This window comes from uncultured Lacinutrix sp. (assembly GCF_947500605.1).
GTDB lineage: Bacteria > Bacteroidota > Bacteroidia > Flavobacteriales > Flavobacteriaceae > Lacinutrix.
The window spans coordinates 360,329-385,338 of sequence record NZ_CANMSJ010000002.1 but is presented as its reverse complement, the minus strand read 5'-3'; the positions used below and the strand labels follow the sequence as shown (position 1 = coordinate 385,338).

General features: G+C 32.0%; 27 protein-coding genes and 1 tRNA gene. 22 read left to right on the top strand and 6 right to left on the bottom strand.

Going from position 1 to position 25,010, the window contains the following annotated elements:
* Positions 1-42 precede the first annotated feature (42 nt).
* The 16 genes from Q0935_RS04875 to Q0935_RS04800 all read left to right on the top strand — a co-directional run bounded on the left by Q0935_RS04875 (position 43) and on the right by Q0935_RS04800 (position 13,464).
* Entirely contained in the window at positions 43-444 is a 402-nt protein-coding gene (locus Q0935_RS04875) for a polymer-forming cytoskeletal protein (protein ID WP_299248841.1), read from the top strand.
* Positions 416-658 carry an AtpZ/AtpI family protein gene (locus tag Q0935_RS04870; RefSeq protein ID WP_241489644.1) on the top strand — a complete coding sequence of 81 codons (243 nt, stop codon included), beginning with the start codon at positions 416-418 and terminating at the stop codon, positions 656-658. Before Q0935_RS04875 ends, Q0935_RS04870 begins: the two co-directional genes overlap by 29 nt.
* Complete coding sequence (locus tag Q0935_RS04865; protein WP_299248848.1) at positions 658-1,029, top strand: DUF6168 family protein; 372 nt, start codon at positions 658-660, stop codon at positions 1,027-1,029. Before Q0935_RS04870 ends, Q0935_RS04865 begins: the two co-directional genes overlap by 1 nt.
* Positions 1,030-1,166: 137 nt before the next feature.
* Positions 1,167-2,282 (top strand): F0F1 ATP synthase subunit A, encoded by a 1,116-nt coding sequence (atpB, locus tag Q0935_RS04860; RefSeq protein ID WP_055436250.1) that lies wholly within the window; start codon positions 1,167-1,169, stop codon positions 2,280-2,282.
* A gap of 41 nt (positions 2,283-2,323) precedes the next feature.
* A complete protein-coding gene (gene atpE / locus Q0935_RS04855; protein ID WP_055436251.1) occupies positions 2,324-2,512 on the top strand; it encodes an ATP synthase F0 subunit C in 189 nt (62 codons plus the stop codon).
* 93 nt (positions 2,513-2,605) lie between these two features.
* Positions 2,606-3,106: a F0F1 ATP synthase subunit B gene (locus Q0935_RS04850; protein WP_299248859.1), complete on the top strand. Its 501-nt coding sequence runs from the start codon at positions 2,606-2,608 to the stop codon at positions 3,104-3,106.
* Positions 3,107-3,111: 5 nt separating this feature from the next.
* Positions 3,112-3,648: an ATP synthase F1 subunit delta gene (atpH, locus tag Q0935_RS04845; RefSeq protein ID WP_299382882.1), complete on the top strand. Its 537-nt coding sequence runs from the start codon at positions 3,112-3,114 to the stop codon at positions 3,646-3,648.
* A 29-nt stretch (positions 3,649-3,677) separates the two neighbouring features.
* Positions 3,678-5,258, top strand: coding sequence for a F0F1 ATP synthase subunit alpha (atpA, locus tag Q0935_RS04840; RefSeq protein WP_299382879.1), 1,581 nt, complete (start codon positions 3,678-3,680; stop codon positions 5,256-5,258).
* 57 nt (positions 5,259-5,315) lie between these two features.
* Positions 5,316-6,176 (top strand): ATP synthase F1 subunit gamma, encoded by an 861-nt coding sequence (gene atpG / locus Q0935_RS04835; RefSeq protein WP_299248867.1) that lies wholly within the window; start codon positions 5,316-5,318, stop codon positions 6,174-6,176.
* A 187-nt stretch (positions 6,177-6,363) separates the two neighbouring features.
* Positions 6,364-6,900, top strand: coding sequence for a hypothetical protein (locus Q0935_RS04830; RefSeq protein WP_299248870.1), 537 nt, complete (start codon positions 6,364-6,366; stop codon positions 6,898-6,900).
* 63 nt (positions 6,901-6,963) lie between these two features.
* Positions 6,964-8,424, top strand: coding sequence for an oligosaccharide flippase family protein (locus Q0935_RS04825; RefSeq protein WP_299382877.1), 1,461 nt, complete (start codon positions 6,964-6,966; stop codon positions 8,422-8,424).
* Positions 8,425-8,493: 69 nt separating this feature from the next.
* Entirely contained in the window at positions 8,494-8,928 is a 435-nt protein-coding gene (dut, locus tag Q0935_RS04820) for a dUTP diphosphatase (RefSeq protein WP_299382874.1), read from the top strand.
* Between the two features lie 51 nt (positions 8,929-8,979).
* Positions 8,980-9,999: a sugar phosphate nucleotidyltransferase gene (locus tag Q0935_RS04815; protein WP_299382871.1), complete on the top strand. Its 1,020-nt coding sequence runs from the start codon at positions 8,980-8,982 to the stop codon at positions 9,997-9,999.
* Between the two features lie 88 nt (positions 10,000-10,087).
* Complete coding sequence (locus Q0935_RS04810; RefSeq protein ID WP_299382868.1) at positions 10,088-11,452, top strand: tetratricopeptide repeat protein; 1,365 nt, start codon at positions 10,088-10,090, stop codon at positions 11,450-11,452.
* On the top strand, positions 11,453-12,235 hold the full coding sequence (locus Q0935_RS04805; protein WP_299382865.1) for a DUF4292 domain-containing protein: 783 nt from the start codon (positions 11,453-11,455) through the stop codon (positions 12,233-12,235).
* On the top strand, positions 12,235-13,464 hold the full coding sequence (locus Q0935_RS04800; protein ID WP_299382863.1) for a peptidoglycan DD-metalloendopeptidase family protein: 1,230 nt from the start codon (positions 12,235-12,237) through the stop codon (positions 13,462-13,464). The genes Q0935_RS04805 and Q0935_RS04800 overlap by 1 nt, the downstream gene beginning before the upstream one ends.
* Before the next feature lie 74 nt (positions 13,465-13,538).
* Here the strand turns inward: Q0935_RS04800 and Q0935_RS04795 are convergent, their stop codons facing one another.
* Together Q0935_RS04795 and Q0935_RS04790 are read right to left on the bottom strand one after the other, a co-directional pair.
* Positions 13,539-14,048 (bottom strand): acyl-CoA thioesterase, encoded by a 510-nt coding sequence (locus tag Q0935_RS04795; protein ID WP_299248890.1) that lies wholly within the window; start codon positions 14,046-14,048, stop codon positions 13,539-13,541.
* Between the two features lie 155 nt (positions 14,049-14,203).
* On the bottom strand, positions 14,204-15,142 hold the full coding sequence (locus Q0935_RS04790; RefSeq protein ID WP_299382860.1) for an SPOR domain-containing protein: 939 nt from the start codon (positions 15,140-15,142) through the stop codon (positions 14,204-14,206).
* Positions 15,143-15,246: 104 nt separating this feature from the next.
* Between Q0935_RS04790 and dprA the strand changes: the two genes are divergently transcribed.
* The gene (dprA, locus tag Q0935_RS04785; RefSeq protein ID WP_299382857.1) at positions 15,247-16,350 is read left to right on the top strand and encodes a DNA-processing protein DprA; all 1,104 of its coding nucleotides are present in this window, start codon (positions 15,247-15,249) and stop codon (positions 16,348-16,350) included.
* A 204-nt stretch (positions 16,351-16,554) separates the two neighbouring features.
* On the opposite strand, the gene Q0935_RS04780 is transcribed toward dprA, so the two are convergent.
* Together Q0935_RS04780 and rseP are read right to left on the bottom strand one after the other, a co-directional pair.
* A tRNA-Asn gene (locus Q0935_RS04780) sits at positions 16,555-16,628 on the bottom strand.
* A 69-nt stretch (positions 16,629-16,697) separates the two neighbouring features.
* Positions 16,698-18,044, bottom strand: coding sequence for an RIP metalloprotease RseP (gene rseP / locus Q0935_RS04775; protein WP_299248900.1), 1,347 nt, complete (start codon positions 18,042-18,044; stop codon positions 16,698-16,700).
* A gap of 168 nt (positions 18,045-18,212) precedes the next feature.
* Here rseP and Q0935_RS04770 point away from each other — a divergent pair, with 168 nt between their 5' ends.
* The 4 genes from Q0935_RS04770 (at position 18,213) to Q0935_RS04755 (ending at position 21,419) form a co-directional block, all read left to right on the top strand.
* Positions 18,213-18,887: an SCO family protein gene (locus Q0935_RS04770; protein ID WP_299382854.1), complete on the top strand. Its 675-nt coding sequence runs from the start codon at positions 18,213-18,215 to the stop codon at positions 18,885-18,887.
* A 72-nt stretch (positions 18,888-18,959) separates the two neighbouring features.
* Positions 18,960-19,193: a FeoA family protein gene (locus tag Q0935_RS04765; protein WP_055436269.1), complete on the top strand. Its 234-nt coding sequence runs from the start codon at positions 18,960-18,962 to the stop codon at positions 19,191-19,193.
* Complete coding sequence (gene feoB / locus Q0935_RS04760; protein WP_299248909.1) at positions 19,186-21,288, top strand: ferrous iron transport protein B; 2,103 nt, start codon at positions 19,186-19,188, stop codon at positions 21,286-21,288. Before Q0935_RS04765 ends, feoB begins: the two co-directional genes overlap by 8 nt.
* Positions 21,288-21,419 carry a FeoB-associated Cys-rich membrane protein gene (locus tag Q0935_RS04755; RefSeq protein ID WP_299248912.1) on the top strand — a complete coding sequence of 44 codons (132 nt, stop codon included), beginning with the start codon at positions 21,288-21,290 and terminating at the stop codon, positions 21,417-21,419. Before feoB ends, Q0935_RS04755 begins: the two co-directional genes overlap by 1 nt.
* 114 nt (positions 21,420-21,533) lie before the next feature.
* On the opposite strand, the gene Q0935_RS04750 is transcribed toward Q0935_RS04755, so the two are convergent.
* Entirely contained in the window at positions 21,534-21,956 is a 423-nt protein-coding gene (locus tag Q0935_RS04750; protein ID WP_299382848.1) for a hypothetical protein, read from the bottom strand.
* 3 nt (positions 21,957-21,959) lie between these two features.
* A complete protein-coding gene (locus Q0935_RS04745) occupies positions 21,960-22,616 on the bottom strand; it encodes a metal-dependent transcriptional regulator (protein ID WP_299382845.1) in 657 nt (218 codons plus the stop codon).
* Between the two features lie 100 nt (positions 22,617-22,716).
* Between Q0935_RS04745 and Q0935_RS04740 the strand changes: the two genes are divergently transcribed.
* On the top strand, positions 22,717-24,969 hold the full coding sequence (locus tag Q0935_RS04740; RefSeq protein WP_299382842.1) for a TonB-dependent receptor: 2,253 nt from the start codon (positions 22,717-22,719) through the stop codon (positions 24,967-24,969).
* Positions 24,970-25,010: the final 41 nt, after the last annotated feature.

Sequence of the window (25,010 nt, the reverse complement as noted above, 5' to 3'; positions counted from 1 at the left end):
TTGTTTGGTAAAGTATCGCATAACCTTAAAAAAATAATAGCAATGTTTTCTGAGAATAAAAAAGGCAAACAAAACGAAAGTTCTTCAATTCAAAATTTAATAGCCAAAGGCACAAAAATAGTAGGCACGTTTTCAAGTGAAGGTGATATTAGAATAGATGGTATTATAGAAGGAGATGTTATAACGCCAGGAAAAGTTGTTGTTGGTAAAACAGGAGAAATCCATGGTTCTTTAGAAAGTAGTAATGCACATTTCGAAGGTAAGTTTGCCGGAAAGCTTAAGCTTACGGGAACGCTAACGCTAAAAGCATCTGCACATATTGAGGGAGAAGTAATAACAGAGAAGTTAGCAGTAGAGCCTGGAGCAACATTTAATGTAACATGTGTTATGAAATCTACGGTAAAAGACATTAAAGGTGAGCAAAAAACCAAAAAAACAGCTTAATCAATATTTAAAGTTTACGTCTATAGCTATTCAAATGGGCTTAACTATTTATTTAGGAAGTAAGCTTGGAGAATGGTTAGATGTAAAGTTTGATAATAATAATCAGCTTTACTACAAAATAGTAACCTTAATAGCTGTTTTTGTAGCGGTAGCTTCCGTCATATTTCAAGTATTAAAAATAACAAACAAAGACCAAAAAACTAATAAAAAATAATGGTAAAACGTATTCTTTATGTTGCTGTATCTCTAGCTGTTTTACTGCTGTTAACATATAATTTTCACAATTATTTAAATACATCTATATTATCTTTTTCATTATTAAAAGTATATTGTTATCACGCTATAGCAGCAATAATTGTTTATGCATCTGTAGATTTTGTAGCAAGTAAATTACCAAATCAAGCAGGTTACGCTTATTTAACACTTATGTTCTTTAAAATAGGAATATTTGTTCTTATGTTTCAAACAACGGTGTTCGAAAAGGAGAGTTTAACACAGCCAGAACGTATAGGTTTGGTGGTGCCTTTATTTATTTTTTTAATAGTTGAAGCAATAGCTGTTGGTAAGTTATTAAACAGTAAATAGTTGTAAAGAAGTATTTAGTTTATTTTAAGAAAAATTTCGAGTAGAAAAAACTGAAATAAAAAGAGTTTGCGATTTGAAATTATTCCGTACATTTGCACAAAATTTGAAGGACGTAAATTTCATTATTTAAAAAAAGTATGGCGGTAGCAACAAAAACTATCAAGTTTATAGCGGTATTAGTTTTGGCATTATCATCGTTTTCGGTATTTGCCGAAGGTGGAGATCAAGATGAAAAAGGTAATTTAATAGATTCACCTGAAGAAATTAAAGAATACATCGCTCATCACTTAAAAGATTCTCACGATTTTCATTTATACACAGACAATGCGTCTGGTAAACATTGGGGATTCTCATTACCAGTAATTGTTTGGACTAAAGATGGTTTAAAAACATTTATGTCTTCAGCATTTCATCATGACGACCAAGGAAAAGTTGTGGTTGAAAAAGGAAATGCGCGTTTAGTAAAACTTCACAGTAAAATATACGAATTAGAAGCAGGAGCAGCAACTGTTAACTTTGATGAGTCTCATCATGCAACAAATGCACACAAAGTATTAGATTTTTCTATTACTAAATCTGTATTTGGAATGTTATTAGCAGGATTGTTAATGTTATTAGGTTTTGGTGCTTTAGCTAGAAGTTATAAAAACGGTAAATCAATTCCAACAGGATTTGGTCGTGTATTAGAGCCGTTAGTAATTTATGTTAGAGACGATATTGCAAAGCCAAATATTGGAGAGAAAAAGTACCGTAAGTTTATGGGCTTTTTATTAACAGTATTCTTTTTTATATGGATATTAAACTTACTAGGTTTAACACCATTAGGATTTAACGTTACAGGACAAATAGCAGTAACAGCTTGTTTAGCTATTTTTACTATGGTTATTTATATGTTTAGCGGAAGTAAAGATTTTTGGGCACACACATTATGGATGCCAGGTGTTCCAGTAATATTACGCCCAGTACTAGCAGTAATAGAGTTAGTAGGTTTTGTTTTAATTAAGCCTTTCTCTTTATTAGTGCGTTTATTTGCAAACATGACGGCAGGACACTTTGTTGTAATGAGCTTAATAGCATTAATGATTACAATGAAAAAATCATTTGGTGTTGTAGGATCTACAGGTATGTCTTTAGTGTTAGCATTATTTATTACAGTTATTGAGCTTTTAGTAGCATTTTTACAAGCGTTTATTTTTACGATGTTATCATCGTTATTTATAGGTATGGCAGTTGAAGAACATGACCATCATTAAGAAGAATTTGTTTAATTAATATTTATAAAAATCAAATTAGTATGTACAATTTAATTGGAGCAGGATTAGTAGTAATCGGAGGAGGAATCGGATTAGGTCAAATTGGTGGAAAAGCAATGGAAGGTATTGCACGTCAACCAGAAGCAGCAGGGAAAATTCAAACTGCAATGATCATTATCGGAGCCTTATTAGAAGGTTTAGCCTTTGGTGCATTAATCTTAGGAGCATAATCCTAAAAACAAAAAGAACAGCTTTCTGCAACGGTTGGTTGCAGAAACTGTTTTTAAAAATTAAACAAAAAGAATTTAAGTAATCTATATAGTATGGAAACTTTAATAAATGATTTTTCAGTAGGCTTATTTTTTATGCAAGCCTTTATCTTATTAATATTAATTTTATTAATGAGAAAATTTGCATGGAAACCAATCTTAGACGCTTTACAAAACAGAGAAGATGGGATTAAAAATGCATTAGATTCAGCTGAAAAAGCTAAATTAGAAATGCAAAATCTTCAAGCAGATAACTTAAAGTTATTAAACGATGCTCGTGCAGAACGTGAAGCAATGCTTAAAGAAGCTCGCGACATGAAGAATAAAATGATTGACGATGCTAAAGTAGAAGCACAAACGCAAGCAAATAGTATAATTGCTCAAGCGCAAGCAGCTATCGAAAGCGAAAAGAAATCGGCAATGGCAGAACTTAAAAATCACGTTGCAGGTTTATCTGTAGATATCGCAGAGAAAGTAGTACGTGAAGAATTAGCAAACAAAGACAAGCAATTAGCATTAGTTGATTCTCTATTAGCAGAAGCAACACTTAACTAGTAGTTATGGCAGGAACAAGAGCAGCAATACGTTACGCAAAAGCAGTGTTAAGTTTAGCAACAGATCAAAAAGCAACAGATGTTGTTAATAATGATATGAAGCTAATAACAAACACTATTGCAGCAAGTAAAGATTTAAGCGATATGCTTAATAGTCCTGTGGTTAGTGCAGCAATAAAAAAATCTGCTTTATTAGAGATTTTTAAAGGCATTAATTCTTTAACAGTAAATGCTATAAATACATTAATTGCAAATAAAAGAATTGTATTACTTAGTGAAGTTGCTAAGCAATATTCTTTATTATTCGATAAATTAAATGGAACTGAAGTTGCAACAGTAACTACGGCATTACCATTAACAGACGATTTAAAAGTAAAAGTTTTAGCAAAAGTTAAAGAACTTACTGGAAAAGAAGTAGCTGTAGAAAATATTATAGATGAAACTATCCTAGGAGGTTTTATTTTACGTGTAGGAGATTTACAATACGACGCAAGTATTACAAATCAACTAAACAAATTAAGAAGAGAATTTACATTAAACTAAGGTATTTATATATCTAAATAAATAATAAGATGGCAGAAGTAAAACCAGCTGAAGTATCAGCAATCTTAAAACAACAACTTGCAGGATTTGAAGCTAGCGCTTCATTAGACGAAGTTGGAACAGTATTAACTGTAGGTGATGGTATCGTTCGTGCATACGGATTAGCTAACGCTCAATATGGAGAATTAGTAGAATTTGATGGTGGATTAGAAGGTATTGTACTTAATCTTGAAGAAGATAACGTTGGTATTGTACTTTTAGGAACATCAGTAGGAGTTAGAGAAGGTTCTACAGTAAAACGTACTAATCGTATTGCATCTATTAAAGTAGGTGAAGGTATTGTTGGTCGTGTTGTAGATACATTAGGTAACCCTATCGATGGTAAAGGACCAATTGCTGGAACAACTTATGAGATGCCTTTAGAGCGTAAAGCTCCAGGAGTTATCTACAGAGAACCAGTAACAGAACCATTACAAACAGGTATTAAAGCAATTGATGCTATGATTCCAGTTGGTAGAGGACAACGTGAGTTAGTTATTGGTGACAGACAAACAGGTAAGACTGCAGTTTGTATTGATGCTATCTTAAATCAAAAAGAATTTTACGATGCAGGTGAGCCTGTATATTGTATATATGTTGCTGTAGGTCAAAAGGCTTCAACAGTAGCACTTATTGCTAAAACTTTAGAAGAAAAAGGAGCTTTAGCATACACAACAATAGTAGCTGCAAATGCATCAGATCCTGCTGCAATGCAAGTATATGCACCTTTTACAGGAGCATCTATTGGTGAGTACTTTAGAGATACTGGTAGACCAGCTTTAATTGTATTTGATGATTTATCAAAACAAGCAGTTGCTTACCGTGAGGTATCTTTATTATTAAGACGTCCACCGGGACGTGAGGCATATCCTGGAGATGTATTTTATTTACACTCAAGATTATTAGAGCGTTCTGCAAAGATCATTAATAATGATGCTATTGCTAAAGAAATGAATGATTTACCAGATTCATTAAAACCAATCGTAAAAGGTGGTGGTTCTTTAACAGCATTACCAATTATTGAAACTCAAGCAGGTGACGTTTCAGCATATATTCCAACAAACGTAATTTCGATTACTGATGGACAAATTTTCTTAGATGGAGATTTATTTAACTCTGGTGTTCGTCCAGCAATTAACGTAGGTATTTCTGTATCTCGTGTTGGTGGTAACGCACAGATTAAATCTATGAAAAAAGTATCTGGTACTTTAAAATTAGATCAAGCACAATACCGTGAGTTAGAAGCTTTCGCTAAGTTTGGTTCAGATTTAGATGCTGTTACTTTAAACGTAATTAATAAAGGTAAACGTAACGTAGAGATCTTAAAGCAAGGTCAAAACGATCCATTTACAGTAGAAGATCAAGTAGCAATTATTTATGCTGGATCTAAAAACTTATTAAAAGACGTTCCTGTAAATAAAATTAAAGAATTCGAAAGAGATTATCTTGAATTCTTAAACGCTAAGCATAGAGGTGTTTTAGATACTTTAAAAGCAGGAAAATTAACTGACGAGGTTACAGATACATTAATAACTGTATGTAAAGACCTTTCAGCTAAATACAGATCATAATTAATAGTCCTACTTTCATGTTTATGGAAGTAGGAGTTTAATATTCATATTTTCAATATGGCTAATTTAAAAGAAATACGTAATAGAATATCTTCAGTATCTTCAACGATGCAGATTACTAGTGCCATGAAAATGGTATCTGCTGCAAAGTTAAAGAAAGCACAAGATGCTATTACAGCAATGCGTCCTTATTCAGATAAGTTAACAGAACTTTTACAAAGTTTAAGTGCTACTCTTGATGCAGATACTGGAAGTCAGTATTCTGAAGTAAGAGAAGTTAAAAATGTGCTTATCGTTTCAATTTCTTCAAACAGAGGTTTAGCAGGAGCTTTTAACTCGAACATTATCAAGCAAACTAATAATTTAATTGAGAATGTTTATGCAGGTAAAAACGTTTCTGTAATTGCTGTAGGAAAGAAAATAAACGATGCTTTTGCAAAAAAAGGTAATGTTGTTGCAAACCACAGTGAGTTATACGATGATTTAACTTTCGATAATGTGGCAATTATAGCAGAGATGTTAATGGATAAATTTGTTACTGGTGAATTCGATAAAATCGAAATTGTTTATAACAAGTTTAAAAATGCTGCAACTCAAATTATAATGACAGAGCAGTTTTTACCAATTGTTCCAGTTGAAGGAGAGGTTGTTGTTAATACAGATTATGTTTTCGAACCATCTAAATTAGAAATCGTAGAACAATTAATTCCAAAGTCACTTAAAACTCAATTATACAAAGGTATTAGAGATAGTTTTGCAAGTGAGCATGGTGCACGTATGACAGCAATGCATAAAGCAACAGATAATGCAACTGAACTTAGAGATCAGTTAAAATTAACTTATAACAAAGCACGTCAAGCCTCTATTACTAACGAAATCTTAGAGATTGTTGGTGGAGCTGAAGCTTTAAATAATTAATATTTGTTTTTCTACACTTGAAGTAGAATCTAAAATAATAAAAACCTTGTTCTTCTTGAGCAAGGTTTTTTTTGTATTTAAAACCATTCGAATTAATTTATAGATAAAAAACGCTTTTCTTTTAATAGATTTCTAATTAGAAAAGGGAATGAAAATTATTTAATATATTTAGAATCAATTCATAATTATGAAACACTATAAATCTGTTACAGTTATAGCTTTACTTTTTGTAATGCTAACGAGTTTTACGCAATGTACAAGCTCAAAAAAAATAAGTGATGTAAATGATAATCAGGAAGCCTATAAACTTGAAGAGAATGCCTCATTTACTCTAGGTGAGACCTATTTCCAAAGTTGGGTTGCAGGTGTAAAAGGAGGAGGTTCTGGAATTCATATGTATATTAATGTTTTAACTAATACAAACAATGTAGTGCTAGATAGTGTTTACTTTAAAGGCTTAACAGCTAAAGTTGAAATTAGTAAAATGGGTTACATAGCTAGTTTTAAAACTAAGGCAAATCAAAAAGAAGACATTGTTATGAGTAATAATAAAAATGCTGAGTATGGAAATCAAATACCAACTAAACAAGATTTTCCTTTTGACTTAAAAGATAATGAAGCTGTTATTAGTTATACGGAGAACGCTACATTAAAATACTTATTAATAAAGAATATTAAAGAAAAAAGTAGAATAGAGTATCCAAGTGCTCCTCAAAGACGTTAATGCAATTAACATTGTAATTCTTCATTATTTACAGTACATTTAAGCTAATTATTACACATAAATTTGAGCGGATTTAAATCTCTTTTTAAACAAACATTCATATACGGTTTAGCAACTGTGTTACCACGAATGTTAAGTTTTATTTTGGTACCACTTTATACAGATCCAAATGTGCTGTCTACTGCAGAATATGGACGTGTATCTTTTATATTCGCCTATTTTGTACTTTTTAATGTGGTTTTGGCTTACGGTATGGAAACTGCGTTTTTTAGGTTTTTTAATAAAGATGAAAAGAAAGAGAAAGTAACAAGTACATCTGCAATTTCATTAATAGTAAGTTCCTTTGCTTTGCTAGGTGTAGCTTTTCTTTTTAGAAATCAAATTTCCACACTTATAGATATTGAGCTTAGGTATTTAAATTTAATTTTTATAATACTTTTGTTGGATGCTTTGGTAATTATCCCATTTTCATGGTTACGTGCAACTGCAAAGCCTATGCGTTATGCTATTATTAAAATATTAAACGTAGCTATTAATTTAGGTTTAAATGTTTTCTTGTTATTGTATTTATATGAATTATCTTATTCAAACACCTTATTATCAAAAATTTGTGTAGATGATTTTCAAATCAGTTACATATTCATTTCTAACTTAATTGCTAGTGCAATAACACTACTATTATTAATTCCGTTTTATTCTAAAATAAAATTCAGCTTCGATCTTGTATTATGGAAAAAAATGATGCGTTATGCTATGCCAGTACTAATTGCAGGAATAGCTTATTCTGTTAACGAGACTTTCGACCGTATACTATTAGAAAAATTATTGCCAGCTAACATTGCCGATGAGCAAATAGGTATGTACTCTGCATGTTATAAATTAGCATTGTTTATGACCTTGTTCGCAACAGCATTTCGTTTAGGTATCGAGCCTTACTTTTTTAGTCATTCTAAAACAGAGAATCCTCAAAAAAATTACGCGAAAATATTAGAGTACTTTGTTGCTTTTGGTTCTGTAATTCTATTAAGTGTTGTTGTCTTTGCCGATGTTTTAAAACCTTACATTATTAGAAGTGAAGCATACTACGAAGCCATGTGGATTGTTCCATTTATTCTTTTAGCTAATTTCTGCTTAGGCATATATCACAATCTTTCGGTTTGGTATAAAATTACAGACCGCACTAAGTTTGGTGCTTACATTTCAATATTAGGAGCTGTAATTACATTAGCTTTAAATTATATTTTAATACCTATTATAGGTTTTAAAGGATCTGCAATAGCAACACTTTCTGCTTACGCAATAATGATGTTATCTTCTTTTTTCTTCGGAAGAAAATACTATCCTATTCCATACAATTTAAATAAGATTGTATTGTATTTCGGACTTTCAACAGTACTTTCTATGGTGTATTTCTATAATTTTAGAGGTAATTATATTGTAGGAATTAGTGTATTAATTGTATTTTTAACCCTTGTTTTTCAGCTTGAAAAAAAAGAATTAAAACAATTATTAAGTAAAAAATAATTTGTCATTCAGTGCAAAGCGAAGAATCTCATAAAAACAATTTATTCCCTTAGGAAAATAGAATATAAAATGGATATTAAAATTATAAATAAATCTGCTCACCCTTTACCTCATTACGAAACTGTAGCATCTGCAGGAATGGATTTAAGAGCCAACATTAAAGAAAGTATTACATTACAATCAATGGAACGTGCAATTGTGCCAACAGGATTGTTTTTAGAGCTTCCAATTGGTGTAGAAGCACAAGTACGACCAAGAAGTGGTCTAGCCGCAAAAAAAGGCGTTACAGTGCTTAATGCTCCAGGAACAATAGATGCAGATTATAGAGGAGAAGTAGGTGTGATTTTAATTAATTTATCTTCTGAAACATTTGTTGTAGAGAATGGAGAGCGTATTGCTCAATTAGTAATTGCTAAACACGAAAGAGCCGAATGGCAACAAGTAGAAACACTTTCTAAAACCGATAGAGGTGAAGGTGGTTTTGGAAGTACAGGAGTAAAATAAGAAGGAATTTGTAAATACGTTTCGCTAAAGCGGAAATAAAAATAATATAAGATGAAAATAATAGTACCAATGGCAGGTAGAGGATCTCGACTGCGCCCACATAGTTTAACAGTGCCAAAACCATTAATTCCAGTTGCTGGACAGCCTATTGTGCACCGTTTAGTAAAAGATATTGTAAAAGTATTAAATCAACCAATAGAAGAAATTGCCTTTGTTTTAGGTGATGCTGCTTGGTTTGGTGACGATGTTGTAAAAAGTTTAGAAGCATTAGCTACAGGTTTAGGTGCAAAAGTATCTATTTACAGACAAGACCAGCCATTAGGAACAGGACATGCTATTATGTGTGCAAAAGAGTCTTTATCTGGACCAGCAGTAATTGCTTATGCCGATACACTTATTCGTGCAGATTTTAACCTAGATCCAGAAGCAGATGCTGTTATTTGGGTGAAGCAAGTAGATAAGCCTGAAGCTTATGGTGTAGTTAAATTAAACGAAAATAAAGAAATTGTGGAGCTTGTAGAAAAGCCAGAACAGTTTGTTAGTGATTTAGCAGTAATTGGTATTTACTATTTTAAAGAGGTTTCTGCTTTAAAAGACGAATTACAAAAAGTACTAGATAATAACATTATTAATGGCGGCGAATACCAAATTAATGATGGAATTAAAGGTATGATGGCTAATGGTAAAACTTTTAAAACAGGTGAGGTTAGTGAATGGATGGACTGCGGAAATAAAGCAGTAACGTTAGAAACTAACCAGCGTATGCTAGACTTTTTAAAAGCTGATGGAGAGGAGCAATTAATAGCAGATTCAGTTAAAAATAAAAACTCAACTATTATCGAGCCTTGCTATATTGGAGAAAATGTAATCTTAAAAAACGCAACAGTAGGACCTCATGTTTCTATTGGAAATAATTGTGTTATCGAAGACAGTACAATTAAATATAGTTTGATTCAGAATGAAACTACAATTAAAAACGCTAATTTAGATGAAGCTATGATTGGTAACCACGTTAAGTACGATGGTAAATTCACTAAAATTAGTATTGGCGATTATTCTATTTTAGAATAATTCAACTCTTATGAAAGTAGGAATATTGTAATTTTTTGGAATAATTTTTGAGCTGTAATTCAGAGCGAAAGCGAAGAATCTAACATAAATGAATAAACTAAGCTATATATTACTTTTTATCTTCGGAATACTCCTATTTCCGGTCGTTTCTTCTGCGCAAGTAGATTTCAATGCAACACCAGATGACGATTTAGGAAATGTAACGGATGAGTTTCAAGAATTATTCTATAAAGCATTACAAGAAAAGGCAATCGAGAACTACGATAAAGCTATTGATGCATTACAGAAATGTATTGAAATGGACGATTCGCGATCTATTTTGTACTTTGAGTTAGGTAAAAACTACAATAAACTTAAAAACTTTGGAGCAGCTGAAGATGCGCTTAAAAAAGCCGTAAGTAAAGAACCAGATAACGAATGGTATTTAGATGAATTGTACGAAAGTTATGCGCAGCAAAAAGATTACGATAAGGCCATAAAAACAATCAAGCAATTAGTGAAATACCATCCTGATTATAAGGAAGACTTAGCTTCATTGTACGTAAGAACTAAAAAATACAAAGACGCTTTAAAAGTATTAGACGATATAGATGAAGAACTGGGTGTTTCAGACGAAAGAGACCGTTTAAGAAATCAAATCTATAATGCTACTGGGCAGAAAAAACAGCAAATAAAAACGCTAGAGGAACGTGTAGACGAAAATCCAGAAGCCGAAAAAAATTACTTAGCTTTAATCTTTAGATATAGCGAAAGTAACGATACTAAAAAGGCATTTGAAACAGCTAAAAAACTATTAGAAGTTCATCCAGAATCTCAATTAGTACATTTAGCATTGTATAAATTCTATTTAGACGATGGTGAAGCAGCAATGGCTATAAAATCTATGAAAGTAGTTTTAAATAGTAGACAAATTAAACCTGAAGCTAAGCTAAAAGTACTTGCAGATTTTGTAAACTTTGTAAATAAGAATCCGCAGTACGAAAAAGATTTGGTTGAAATAACATCTTTGGTTAGCGACAGCGCAGCCGATACCAAGACTTTTATCGAGATTGCTCAATATTATTTAGCTAAAAACGATAAAACAACGGCGATAGAATATTACACAAAAGCTCAAGCTCTTGAACCTGATAATTTTGGAATATTAAGGAACATTATTTTATTGCATATCGATTTAAAAGCCTTTGATAAAGCCGAACAAAAAAGTAAAGAAGGATTAGAAAAATATCCTTCGCAACCAGTACTTTATCTTACTAATGGTGTTGCTTTAAACCAATTAACTAAGTACGATAATGCTATCGAAACACTTGAAACTGGATTAGATTATATTATAGAAGATAATAAAATGGAAGCCGATTTTTTTAAACAGCTAAGCAAAGCTTACATTGGTTTAAACAATTTAGCTAAAGCAAAAACGTTTAGTGATAAAGCCAAAAAGTTAGAAACTCCTAAGTAAATGACATTTAAACCTCAAATAGTATCGCTAATACTTATACTTTGTATTGGTTTAGTAAGTTGTAGATCTGCTAAAACAATTACAGATAATGGTACATTAAATCCAAATCTTTCAGCAAGACAAATTATAAAAAACAGCGATAAGAATAATACGAAGTTTAGTATGTTAAGTGCTAAAGTTAAGATAAATGTTATTGAAGGTGATAAGTCCAAAAGTTATTCTTTAAAACTAAGAATGCATAAGGATAGTACAATAATGCTAATATCTTCACCAATAACAGTTGTTAAGGCTATAATTACACCCAAAAGAGTTGCGTTTTATAACAAGTTAGATGGTACTTATTTTGATGGAGATTTTACTTATTTAAGTGAGCTATTAGGTACAGAATTAGATTTTTATAAAGTACAGGCTTTACTTTTGGGAGAACCTGTATTCAAGCCAAACACAAAAGACTACGAAGCTTCAGTTTATGAAAATTCGTATATGTTACAGCCTAAAAATCAAGAAGTTTTATTTGAAGTCTTTTTATTGTTTAATCCTGCCCATTTTAAAATGGATTCTCAACAAATAACACAATCGAAAGAGCAACGTCATTTAGAGATAAACTATTTAGCATACCAAGAAGTAGAGAAAGAAATCCTTCCTGAGCGTATTAAAATTATAGCAATCGAAAAGGAAGAAGAATTAAAAATCGAACTTGAATATAAAGGTATACAATTAAACCAAGATCTAAGGTTTCCATTCAAGGTTCCTTCAGGATACGATCTAATAGAATTAAAATAATGCGAGAGTTTCAACATAGAATATTAGTTTTTAGTGTGCTGTTTTTTTGCAGTGCTTTTGTTTTTTCGCAAAGCGGAAAGCAAAAGGAATTAGAGGCTAGACGTATAGAGTTGTCTCGAGAAATTCAGCAAATAAATGCATTGTTAGCTTCAAATAATTCCAAACAAAAATCGGAAGTTTCACAAATAGAAGATCTTAACCATAAGGTTAGTGTTCGAGAGAATCTTATTAAGGTAACGAACCAGCAAGCAAATTTATTAACGCGAGAAATTAATACCAATCAAAAACAAATTACAGCAAATCGCGATGAGCTAACGGTTTTAAAAGATGGTTATTCTAAAATGCTTCAGAAAGCATATAAAAATAAGAATAAGCAAAGTCGTATTATGTTCTTATTGTCTTCAACAAACTTTAAACAAGCCTATAAACGTGTTCAGTATTTAAACCAATATGCAGACTACCAAAAGGAGCAAGCCGATAAAATAAAGATTAAAACCATTGCACTTCAAAAAGCAAATACTAATCTATTGGTGCAAAAAGAGGCAAAAAACAAACTGATTGCTGAGAATAAAAAGGAACAAAAGACTTTAGAAATAGAGCGTAAGCAACACGAGGTTATTATGGCGTCCATAAAAAAGGACTTAAATAAATACACGGCTCAAATTAAAGCTAAACAAAAAGAAGCAAAAAGAATAGATAACCAGATAGATAGGTTAATTAGAGATGCTATTGCGGCTTCTAATAAAAAAGCTGGTGCTAAAACAACAACAAAGTCTAAAGGTTTTGCATTAACGGCAGAAGCTAAGGCGCTCGCTGCAGACTTTTTAGGAAGTAAAGGTAAATTGCCTTGGCCTGTAGAAAAAGGTGTGGTAAAACTGCGTTATGGTAAGCAGCCATCGCCTGTAGATAGAAATTTAACTATTAATAGTAATGGTGTAAGAATTTCTACCGAAAAAGGAGCGAAAGTACGTGCCGTATTTAATGGAGAAGTTATGGGTATTTTAAAACCTAAACGTAGTAATCCTATTGTAATGGTAAAGCATGGTAACTATATTACTACATACCAAAACCTTGGCAAAATATACGTTAAAACTGGTGATAAGGTAACAACTAAGCAAGAAATTGGAGAGGTTTTTACAAATCCATCTACAGGAGAAACAATTTTAAAATTTAGAATTGATAAGGATAATAAGACTCAGAATCCTTCGAGTTGGATTTTTAAGATGTAACATATTCCTGAGAACGCAGGAATCTTATACTCTTTATTTTAATTTATTATAAGAATATTTTAAAGCATTATTTTCTACTCAAACAAAGCTTTTAACTCAGTAGCATCATGAGGCTTCATTTTTCCAGCTAAAACTAAACTTAGTTGTTTGCGTCTTAAAGCGCCTTCAAAACGTTCAATTTCTATTTCGGTTTCAGGAGTTAATTCTGGTACACGAACAGGTCTTCCGGTTTCGTCTACAGCAACAAAAGTATAAATAGCTTCGTTAGCCTTTGCTTTTACACCAGACTCTCTATCCTCTATCCAAACATCTATATAAATTTCCATAGAGCTTTTAAAAGCGCGTGAAACCTTTGCGTCTACAGTAACAACACTTCCTAAAGGAATAGCACGATTAAAAGCAACATGATTAACCGATGCTGTTACTACAACACGTCTAGAGTGACGACGCGCACTAATACCTGCAGCGCGATCCATTCTTGCTAATAGTTCGCCACCAAAAAGGTTGTTAATTGGATTGGTTTCACCTGGTAAAACCATATCCGTCATTATTGTTCTTGAGTCTTTTGCTGTTCTTGCTTCCATAATATTCCCTGCAAAAGCAGGAATCTGTTTAATGAGTTTTTCTTAATAGACACTTTGTAAATGTAGTATTTAGAAAAATTTCAAGTTTAAAAATGCAAAGGTAAGCCGATTTAAAAATTCAGCCTTAAGTTTTAGTAAATATTAAGAGAAAGAGTTTAGTTTAAGTCTTTAACTAATAACCAAGCAGATTCATTATTGTTTTGGCGAATAGAATTTAACTCACGTAGCGCTTCATTTCTATCATTAAAACTTGCGTAAGCAACTTGATGTAAACCGTATTTGTTAACACCAATTTTTCTAGCTTTAAAACCTTGCTCTTGAAGTTGTTTTACTTTTGTAAGACAGTTTTCTTCTACTCTAAAAGCACCTGCAACTATATGGTAATTTCCAGATTGCTTACTTACATTTAATGTTGCAGCAGGCAATGGATTACTAATAATAAAAGTAGCTTCTTGAATTTTAGTTTCTAGTTGTGTATTAGCTTCTTCTTGGGCAATTTGGTTTTGAGACTTAATCTCATTTACATAGTAATTGCCAGAAACTAAGCCGCTAATAGTTAATGCAATCAATGCAATAGCTGCATATTTAAGATAAGGCTTTGTTTTACGTCTTTCAGGAGTAATTATTAACGGGATTACTTTTTCTATCGCTTCTACTTCTTCTTTATAAACTTCGCGTGTTACAGCAGGAGAAACTAGTTGAGATAATCCAAAAGCATCAGTTAAGTAATTTAAGTGATAACTAGGGTCAAATTCAATTTTACCTTCAACATTAAGCTTTAAATCACCAATATTATCAAAAGAAAGTGTAGTGCCTTCAGTTAAATTAGATTTAAGAGATTTTACACGTTTAGCAATTTTTTCGTTAGCAGTTTCAAACGGAATTTTCTCTACATCGGCAATGTAACGTGCTAATAAGCCATCGTTAGTTTGTATTTGCTCGTTAAACGATAATCGTTTTTTTGGAGGATAAAAGGCGTTTGTAGTTTCGTGAACAGTTGCAGATACGCGTTGTGATAAAAAAGCACCAAACTCAGGTACAGTAACACATTCGTAACGGTATAATAAATCGCTTATGTAAGTCTCTAATTGCATAAAAACAAAGTTAAGATTTTTTGTTGTCCATAAAAAGGTAGGCTCTATTAGTTATTAACACCGTTAAAATTCTTTTATTGTAGTCTCAAAATCAATTAGATAAAATGACGGAAAACGACTTGATTTACATATTAGCGCTACAAAATGTCATTAAAATTGGTGATGTAACCGCGAAAAAACTCATTTCACACTGTGGTTCTGCCGAAGGTGTGCTTAAAGAAAAGAAACAAAACCTTCTAAAAATTGATGGTATAGGAAGTGTTACAATTTCGGATTTATTTAGCCGAAATCACTTAGAAGCAGCAGAAGCCGAACTTAAGTTTATTAAAGCTGAAGGCATAAAAACACACTATTTTAATTCCGATTCTTATCCTGAAAGATTAAAACACTGTATAGATAGTCCTATTTTACTTTTTGAAGCAGGAAATATAAACCTCAATAAAAAACATATTATTAGTATTGTAGGTGCACGTAAAATTACAACTTCGGGTATTGCCTTTTGCGAAAAATTAGTTGAAGAGCTTGCTATTTACGATCCTGTAATTGTGTCTGGTTTTGCTTATGGTACAGATATTACTGCGCAAAAGGCTGCTATAAAACATAATTTGCAAACTATTGGCTGTTTGGCTCATGGTTTAAATCAAATCTACCCTAAAACACATAAAAAGTATATGGCAGAGGTGGAAGGTAATGGAGGTTTTTATACCGATTTTTGGAGTACTGCCAAATTTGATCGTAATAATTTTTTAAAACGTAATCGCATTATTGCAGGTATCAGCGAAGCAACTATAGTTATCGAGTCTGCTAATAAAGGAGGTAGTTTGGTAACTGCCGATATTGCAAATTCGTATAATCGAGATGTGTTTGCGGTTCCTGGTCGCACAACAGATTCGCAGAGTGTTGGGTGTAATAATTTAATTAAACAGCAAAGAGCACATTTATTATCTACGCCACTAGATGTGCCTTACATACTTAATTGGCAATTAGAAGACAATAAAAAACCGGTAATACAAAAACAGTTGTTTGTAGAGCTTGACGACAACGAAAAAGTAATTTATAATTATTTAAAAGATAAGGATAAGGTAATGTTAGATATTATAGCGCTAAACTGTAATATGCCAACCTTTAAGATTGCTGGCTTGTTGTTAAATATGGAATTGAAAGGTGTAATTAGGCCTTTGCCAGGAAAATTGTTTGAGGTTATTTAAGTTGCTTCTAATAGCTTCTTTATTTTTTTAGGATTAGTTCCTTTAATGTGAAGTTATTTGTCACCTGTTATTCTATTTTGAGAAATATGAGGATTTAGTAATGCTTTATTATTAATAGTAGAAGTGTAGATGGAAGTAATTTTTTCTAGGTGAGAGTTTACTCCATAAAAAAAGCCACTATTTCTAGTGGCTTCTGTAAACTTGCTCCTCTTCTTAGGCTCGAACTAAGGACCCTCTGATTAACAGTCAGATGCTCTAACCAACTGAGCTAAAGAGGAGTGTTTTTCGCTATTGCGAGTGCAAATATATATTCTTTTTTAGTATCTGCAAAATTATTTTTAATTTTTTTAATTAAAAATTGCTTTAAAGATGTCATTTCCGTTCGCAAACAGCACCAGGCCTATTAAAATAAAGAAACCAGCAGTTTGTGCATATTCCATAAATTTATCACTTGGCTTGCGTCCAGAGATCATTTCGTATAGTAAAAACATTACGTGTCCTCCGTCTAAAGCAGGAATTGGTAATAAATTAAGCACACCTAACATAATCGATAGAAAAGCTGTAATGCTCCAGAAAGTTTGCCAATGCCAATAATCTGGAAAAACGTTTAATATTGCATAAAAACCACCAACACCTTTATAGGCTCCCGTTTCTACATTTCCTATTTCTTTAAGCTGTCCAAAGTATTTACCCATTTGTCCAGTAAACTTATTATAACCTCCTGCAAAGCTCTCTCCAAAAGAGTACTCTTTTGTTTTCATTTTATAATAGCCAAGTTTCTCCATTGTTTTAGAGTCTGCTCCAGAATAATATACAATACCTAAGTTAGCATTATCATCTATTTTTAATTTTTCGGTAATTAACTTTTCGTCTCTTAAAAGTGTAACCTCTACTTCTTGTCCTTTTAAATCGTTTAAAACGGGTTTTAATTGATCTATATACTTTATTGTTTTACCTCCAACAGTTCTAATAACATCTTTGTCTTTAAGGTTTGCTCCCTTATTTACTGAAGTATCTGAAGCTTTAACAACCATTAAAGGATAACGCATTTCAAACAAATCTCTACGTTTACTATCTGAAAACTGACCTAAGAAATCAACAGGCATTGTAATAGTTTGCTCTACACCATCTCTTATAAATGTTATTGTTTTTGCTCCAATAAAATTTCCTTTTATATCCGAAACGTTTTCAACAACATAATCACCAACCTTTGTAATATTATCTCCAGTTTTAAAACCTAAATCGGTTAATAATGGATTTTCAACTAAATAACCATCTTGTATAGTAGTAGCATCTCTAAACTGATCTCCATAAATAAAAGACAAGAAAAAGTAAATAACGTATGCCAATACAAAGTTTACAAACACACCACCAAGCATAATAATTAAACGTTGCCAAGCTGGTTTAGATCTAAATTCCCACGGTTTTGGTTCTTCGGCCATTGCTTCGGTATCCATGCTTTCGTCTATCATTCCCGAAATTTTCACATAACCACCAAGCGGTAGCCATCCAATTCCGTAGACGGTTTCTCCAATTTTTTTCTTAAAAAGTGAAAATTTCACATCAAAAAACAAGTAGAATTTCTCTACTCTTGTTCCAAATAATTTAGCTGGTATAAAGTGCCCAAGCTCGTGAAGTATGATTAATAGTGAAAGACCCAGTAAAAACTGAGAGATTTGTATAATAATTCCCATGTAGTTTATCTATTCATTTTTATAACGCCCAAAAGTAAGTATTTAGACTTAGTTTTAAAAGCTATTGCTTAATTGCTTTGTGTTTTAACAGCAATTTATGAGCCAAAAAAATGGGTTAAGAAACGTTTGCGTTGTATTTTTGCAAAATATCCACTAAATTCTGCTTTTATGCTTTCTTTTTTTAAAGATTATAAAAAATTTGCGATTGGATTTTTTATCCTCTCAGCTGTAATCGTTTTAATAATATATAATATTCTAAATGTTGAAAAACCATTACCTATCTACCAGCCTAATAACGTAGAAACGACCTTGGTTGATAGTACAATTCAGCATGTAAAAAGATATCATAAAATAGCCGATTTTAGTTTAATAAACCAAAACGGAAAAACCATCACTCAAAACGATTACAAAGATAAAATCTATGTAGCCGATTTCTTTTTTACTACTTGCCAGACTATTTGTCCGATAATGACAGATCATATGGGTGTTATTCAAAAAGAAATATTAAAAGATGATGATATTATGTTGTTATCGCATTCTGTTACTCCGGTTATCGATAGTGTTGTGCAACTTAAAAAGTATGCATTACGAAAAGGAGTAAACGATGCTAAGTGGAACCTTGTAACAGGTGATAAAAAGCAAATTTACGAGCTGGCAAGGAAAAGTTATTTAGCAGTAAAATCTGTAGGTAACGGTGATAAGTACGATATGATCCATACCGAGAACTTTATGCTTATCGATAAAAAACGTCAAATTCGTGGTTTTTACGACGGTACAGATCCTGAAGCCATTTCTCAGCTCTTAAATGATATAGAAAAGTTAAAACGTATGGAAAAACAATAGTTTTTAGGTTTTAAATTTTTAGCTTAAGTTTTTTCTCTTACTTTTGCTTCTTTAAAATCAATCTAAATAAGCTTGCAACATACAATAGCACATTTAAAACGCGGAGAAAAAGGAATAATTACAGATGTCTCATCTGTGTTAATCCCTTTAAAACTGCTTGAAATGGGTTGCCTTCCTGGTAATCTTGTCGAGTTAGTACAAGTTGCGCCTTTTTCAGATCCATTATATCTAAACATTAATGGAAGTCATTTAGCAATTAGAAAAGAGACTGCTATTCACATTTTAATAGATAGAATAGATGAGTAAGCAATTAAATGTAGCCTTAATAGGAAATCCTAATACCGGAAAAACATCAGTTTTTAACGCCCTTACAGGTTTAAACCAGCAAGTTGGTAACTATCCAGGTATTACTGTAGAGAAAAAAGAAGGTATTTGTAAACTACCACGTGGTGTTAAAGCTCACATAATAGATTTACCAGGAACGTACAGTTTAAATGCATCGTCTTTAGACGAAAATGTAGTTATAGAATTACTGTTAAATAGAAACGATAAAGATTTTCCAGATGTAGCCGTTGTTGTTAGTGATGTAGAAAATCTTAAACGTAATCTTTTACTTTTTACGCAAATTAAAGATCTAGAAATTCCTTGTTTGCTTGTGGTGAACATGGCAGATAGAATGCGTAGAAAAGGTATTACGCTAGATATTGAATATTTAGAACAGCAATTAGAAACTAAAATAGCTGTTATTAGTACGCGTAAAAACGAAGGTATAGATAACTTAAAGCAACAAATTACCAATTATAAAGAGCTTTCTGTTAAGCCTTGTTTAAATGCATCAGAGATTGATGTAGAGTATTTTAATAGATTACGTAATGCTTTTCCTAATCAATTGTTATACAAATTATGGTTGGTTATTACTCAAGATGTAAATTTTGGTAAAACAGATAGAAAAGTCATAGATGCCATTGCTAGTTTTAAAACAAAATCTAAAGGCGACTTAAAAAGACTTCAGCAAAAAGAAACCATAAAACGTTACCAGTTTATTAATAATGTTCTTAAAAAAGGACAAACCATAGACGCCTCTCAAGCAACAGATGTACGTGCAAAATTAGACCGTATCCTTACTCATAAAATTTGGGGATATGTTATTTTCTTTTTTATTCTTTTAACCATTTTTCAAGCTATTTACGATTGGTCAAGCATACCAATGGATTGGATAGATTCGTCTTTTGCTTCACTAAGCAATTGGGTTAAAGATACCTTCCCGGGAGGAGGGAAGGTGACAGATTTAATTGCCGAAGGTATTATTTCTGGACTTGGTGGAATTGTTATTTTTATACCACAAATTGCATTCTTATTCCTCTTTATTGCTATTCTAGAAGAAAGTGGCTATATGAGTCGTGTGGTGTTTTTAATGGACAGAGTCATGCGTCGTTTTGGACTAAGTGGAAAAAGTGTTGTGCCCTTAATTTCGGGTACTGCTTGTGCAATTCCTGCAATAATGGCAACACGAAATATAGAAAGTTGGAAAGAACGTTTAATAACTATTTTAGTGACGCCTTTTACAACTTGTTCTGCACGTTTACCTGTGTATTTAATTATTATTTCGTTGGTTATTCCAGAAGGAAGAATACTAGGTTTAAGCTATCAAGCATTAACATTAATGTTATTGTATTTAATAGGTTTTGGTGCAGCAGTAGGTTCGGCTTGGATTTTAAATAAAATTCTAAAAATAAAAAGTAAGTCGTTTTTTGTTGTCGAAATGCCAAACTACAAAGTACCACTTTTAAAAAACGTAGCATTAACGGTTTTAGAAAAAACAAAATCTTTTATCTTTGGCGCAGGAAAAATAATTTTAGCGATTTCTATTGTCTTATGGGTATTAGCATCTTATGGTCCTGGAGAACAATTTAATAATGCCGAAAATATTATAACAGAACAGTACGCTCAAGATAATTTAAGCTTAGACGATTTAGAGCATAAAATAGCATCACACAAACTGGAGCATTCTTTTATAGGTATTGCAGGTCATGCTATTGAACCAGCTATTAGACCTTTGGGTTACGACTGGAAAATTGGTATTGCCATTGTAAGTTCTTTCGCAGCTCGTGAAGTTTTTGTAGGTACTTTAGCGACTATTTATAGTGTAGGTAGTGATGACGAAGAAACCATAAAAAACCGAATGGCAGGCGAAGTAAATCCTATTCTTGGCGGACCATTGTTTAATTTTGCATCAGGAATTTCACTATTATTATTCTATGCTTTTGCCATGCAGTGTATGAGTACTTTGGCAATTGTAAAAAAGGAAACCAATAGCTGGAAATGGCCAGTTTATCAATTTACAATAATGACGGCTATTGCATATATTTTTGCATTAATTGCGTATCAATTCTTAAAATAATGAGCACAACACTTCAAAATATTATCGTTTTAATAATCTTAAGTTTTGCTGTAGGATTTCTTGTAAAGAAGTATTTCTGGAAAAAGAAGTCTAAAAAAGCTTGCGGAACAGACGATTGCGGTTGCCATTAAATCTAAAATATAATTTTTTTGGACGTTTTAACAGGCTGTCACTACTCGCTTTTTTTGAGAAAAACAAAAAAGAGCTCAAACATGCCGTTCCATCCTTAACGCACTTACTCAAGTCTAATTTCTAATTTCTAGGTTTATATAATAGTCTTCCTTTTTTATCTTATTTCTGTATTCAGGATATGGTCCAACGCCTAATCCCGAAACATTAAAAGCTTCAGAAGAAAATATGTTTCCTGTTAAGCTTTGTGCTTTAGATGTAGCTGAAAAAACAATGCGTTTACGTTCTAAAACAGTCCCTTCTTTTAAAATATTTACAGTAGCAATTACTTCTCCGGCCCAAACACATTGTACTCCTTTCGGACAACGAGAGTCACTTTGGGTTCCAACAAATTTAAAATCTAATCCTTCTATATTAATAGTGTTACCGTACATTAATTTAGTTATAATCTTTGGAGTTTCAACTTTAGTCTTTGTAGAGTCTTGAGCAGAAATAAAACTTATATAACAAAAACTTAAAAGGAATAGAGTGTGTTTCATAAACTATAGCGTTTTTAAAAAAATGTTTTTTGCAACATTTTGTGATACCGTTGTGTCGAGACCATTTAATTTAATCTTAATAGATTGGTCAAACGGTTCTTTGTGTAATACTTTAAGCTCCGTTCCTAAGGCAATTTCATTTGCATCTAAGTATTTTAGAAAAGTTGAAGATGTGTCTTTAACACCTACACATTGATATTTACTCCCTACCAAAGCTTTAGATAATAATATTTTTTCAATTTGTTTAAAATTACCATTTTTATCTGGAATCGGATCTCCGTGTGGATCATGTGTTGGGTGTTCTAAAAAAGCATCTAATTCGTCTGTTAATTTTTCCGATTGTATATGTTCTAAATCTTCTGCAACCTCATGAACCTCGTCCCAAGTAAAGTTTAATTTTTCAACTAAAAAAACTTCCCAAAGCCTGTGTTTCCTAATAATACCAACAGCTATTTTTTTCCCTTTTTTAGTTAAAATTACACCTTGATATTTAATGTAATCAGCATAATTTTTTTCAGCTAATTTTTTTAACATATCTGTTACAGAGGATGCTTTAGTGTTTAAAGAATCTGCGATGGCATTTGTGCTTACAGTTTCCATGCCTTGTTGTCCGAGATGGTAAATTGCTTTAATGTAATTTTCTTCTGTCTGTGTAATCATAGGTTTATATAACAGAAACAAATATAGTAATATATTCTTCTAAAATTTAAATTTAGATTAATCTAAATTTTTATTTACATTTGCACAAAATATAAATTTCATGAAACTAATAACTACTTTTGTTTTTTGTTTAAGCTTGTTTTGTCAAGCTCAAAATACAGTCACTATTTCAGGAGTGATAACTTCCCAAGGAGAAACATTACCATATGCTAATGTTTATTTACAAGGTACAAGCTTAGGCACAACAAGTGAAGAAGATGGTTCTTTCAAAATTAAAAATGTGCCTTCAGGAGCGTATAAAATTATCGCTTCGTTTACAGGTTTTAACACAAGAAAAAAAAGTATTACAGTTTCTAGTACTAATATTATTGTGAATTTCGATTTACTAGAAAATCAAGCTTTAAATGAAGTTGTAATAACAGGAACATTAAAATCGGTTAGTCGTTTAGAAAGTCCGGTACCTGTTGAGGTGTATACACCTGCTTTCTTAAAAAAGAATCCAACGCCAAACATTTTCGAAGCACTTCAGAATGTAAACGGAGTAAGACCACAGCTTAATTGTAATGTTTGTAATACAGGAGATATTCATATTAATGGTTTAGAAGGGCCTTATACCTTGGTTTTAATAGACGGTATGCCAATAGTAAGTGGTTTATCTACCGTTTATGGTTTGTCCGGAATTCCAAATTCTTTAATCGAACAAATTGAAATTGTAAAAGGTCCAGCATCATCACTTTACGGTAGTGAAGCTGTTGGTGGTTTAATAAATATAATTACAAAACTTCCAGAACATGCGCCTATTGTTTTTGCAGATAGTTATGTTAGTGGTTGGGGAGAAGTAAATGCAGATATTGGTTTTAAAACAAAAGTTGGTGAAAAAGCGACACTTTTGTTTGGTACCAATTATTTTAAATATGATAATTCAATAGATAATAACAACGATAATTTTACAGACTTAACGCTGCAAGACCGTATTTCGGTATTTCAAAAATGGAGTTTTGATAGAAAAAGTAAAAAGAAATTTTCTCTTGCAGGACGTTTTTTTTACGAAGACCGTTGGGGAGGAGAGTTACAATGGAATAAAGGTTTTAGAGGAGGAGACGAAGTTTATGGCGAAAGTATTTACACCACACGATACGAGTTGCTTGGAGAGTACCAATTACCAGTAGAGGAAAACATGAATTTTCAGTTTTCATATTCAGATCATGACCAAAATTCGGTTTATGGCAATGTGCCTTATTTAGCACAACAGCGTATAGGTTTCGGACAGTTAACTTGGGATAAATCTTTAAAAAATCACGATTTGTTATTTGGTGTTGCAGGACGCTATAATTATTATAACGACAATACTACGGCAACTGTAGAGGCAGATAATATTATAATTCCATCTGTGTTTGTGCAAGACGAAATTACCTTAACTAAAAAACAAAAAGTGCTTTTAGGCCTGCGTTATGATTATGATAAACGTCATGGTTCTATTGTAACACCGCGAGTGGCATACCGTTATAAACCAACAAACGATGATATTTTTAGGGTAAATGCAGGAACAGGATTTAGAGTGGTTAACTTGTTTACCGAAGAGCATGCAGCCTTAACAGGTTCTCGAGATGTTATTGTTGAAGAAGAATTAAAACCTGAGCAATCGTTTAATGTAAATATTAATTATTTAAAAAAAATATACACTAAAAATGCATTACAATTTACAATAGATGCTTCTGCTTGGTATACTTATTTTTCTAATGCTATTATTCCAGATTACGATACTAATCCAAATCAAATTATTTACGATAACCTAGATGGCTTTTCTGTATCAAAAGGATTTAGTTTAAATGTTGATGCTATTTTTGGTAGTGGAATATCAGGAGGTTTGGGAATTACGGTTCAAGACGTTAATCAAACAGAAAATGATATAAAAACAAGGCAAATATTAACAGAACGTTTTACAGGAACGTGGTCGTTTTCTTATAAAAACTATCCAACAAATTTAACTTTCGATTATACAGGAAATATTTATGGTCCAATGCGATTGCCAATTTTAGGTGATTTAGATCCAAGGCAAGAGTATTCTCCAACATGGAGCATTCAAAACATTCAAGCAACTTATGATGGTTTTAATAATTTTGAAATTTATGGAGGTGTAAAAAACATTTTAAATTGGACACCAAATAATAATAACCCATTTATTATAGCAAGAGCTAAGGATCCTTTTGACGAAGATGTGCAATTTGATGCCCAAGGAAACGCGCAAGTAACTGCAGATAATCCTTATGCACTAACTTTTGATCCTTCTTATGTTTATGGACCAAATCAAGGACGTCGTATTTTTATTGGTTTGAGATATACTTTAAACTAATTACATCATTTTTAGTACCTTCACAACAAATTTTTAGACTT

Bases quoted from the DNA above. Each gene is read 5' to 3' on its own strand.
- Q0935_RS04875 (WP_299248841.1), top strand. From the start codon at position 43: ATGTTTTCTGAGAATAAAAAAGGCAAACAAAACGAAAGTTCTTCAATT.
- Q0935_RS04865 (WP_299248848.1), top strand. From the start codon at position 658: ATGGTAAAACGTATTCTTTATGTTGCTGTATCTCTAGCTGTTTTACTG.
- atpB (WP_055436250.1), top strand. From the start codon at position 1,167: ATGGCGGTAGCAACAAAAACTATCAAGTTTATAGCGGTATTAGTTTTG.
- atpE (WP_055436251.1), top strand. From the start codon at position 2,324: ATGTACAATTTAATTGGAGCAGGATTAGTAGTAATCGGAGGAGGAATC.
- Q0935_RS04850 (WP_299248859.1), top strand. From the start codon at position 2,606: ATGGAAACTTTAATAAATGATTTTTCAGTAGGCTTATTTTTTATGCAA.
- atpH (WP_299382882.1), top strand. From the start codon at position 3,112: ATGGCAGGAACAAGAGCAGCAATACGTTACGCAAAAGCAGTGTTAAGT.
- atpA (WP_299382879.1), top strand. From the start codon at position 3,678: ATGGCAGAAGTAAAACCAGCTGAAGTATCAGCAATCTTAAAACAACAA.
- atpG (WP_299248867.1), top strand. From the start codon at position 5,316: ATGGCTAATTTAAAAGAAATACGTAATAGAATATCTTCAGTATCTTCA.
- Q0935_RS04830 (WP_299248870.1), top strand. From the start codon at position 6,364: ATGAAACACTATAAATCTGTTACAGTTATAGCTTTACTTTTTGTAATG.
- dut (WP_299382874.1), top strand. From the start codon at position 8,494: ATGGATATTAAAATTATAAATAAATCTGCTCACCCTTTACCTCATTAC.
- Q0935_RS04815 (WP_299382871.1), top strand. From the start codon at position 8,980: ATGAAAATAATAGTACCAATGGCAGGTAGAGGATCTCGACTGCGCCCA.
- Q0935_RS04810 (WP_299382868.1), top strand. From the start codon at position 10,088: ATGAATAAACTAAGCTATATATTACTTTTTATCTTCGGAATACTCCTA.
- Q0935_RS04805 (WP_299382865.1), top strand. From the start codon at position 11,453: ATGACATTTAAACCTCAAATAGTATCGCTAATACTTATACTTTGTATT.
- Q0935_RS04800 (WP_299382863.1), top strand. From the start codon at position 12,235: ATGCGAGAGTTTCAACATAGAATATTAGTTTTTAGTGTGCTGTTTTTT.
- Q0935_RS04795 (WP_299248890.1), bottom strand. From the start codon at position 14,048: ATGGAAGCAAGAACAGCAAAAGACTCAAGAACAATAATGACGGATATG.
- Q0935_RS04790 (WP_299382860.1), bottom strand. From the start codon at position 15,142: ATGCAATTAGAGACTTACATAAGCGATTTATTATACCGTTACGAATGT.
- dprA (WP_299382857.1), top strand. From the start codon at position 15,247: ATGACGGAAAACGACTTGATTTACATATTAGCGCTACAAAATGTCATT.
- rseP (WP_299248900.1), bottom strand. From the start codon at position 18,044: ATGGGAATTATTATACAAATCTCTCAGTTTTTACTGGGTCTTTCACTA.
- Q0935_RS04770 (WP_299382854.1), top strand. From the start codon at position 18,213: ATGCTTTCTTTTTTTAAAGATTATAAAAAATTTGCGATTGGATTTTTT.
- feoB (WP_299248909.1), top strand. From the start codon at position 19,186: ATGAGTAAGCAATTAAATGTAGCCTTAATAGGAAATCCTAATACCGGA.
- Q0935_RS04755 (WP_299248912.1), top strand. From the start codon at position 21,288: ATGAGCACAACACTTCAAAATATTATCGTTTTAATAATCTTAAGTTTT.
- Q0935_RS04750 (WP_299382848.1), bottom strand. From the start codon at position 21,956: ATGAAACACACTCTATTCCTTTTAAGTTTTTGTTATATAAGTTTTATT.
- Q0935_RS04745 (WP_299382845.1), bottom strand. From the start codon at position 22,616: ATGATTACACAGACAGAAGAAAATTACATTAAAGCAATTTACCATCTC.
- Q0935_RS04740 (WP_299382842.1), top strand. From the start codon at position 22,717: ATGAAACTAATAACTACTTTTGTTTTTTGTTTAAGCTTGTTTTGTCAA.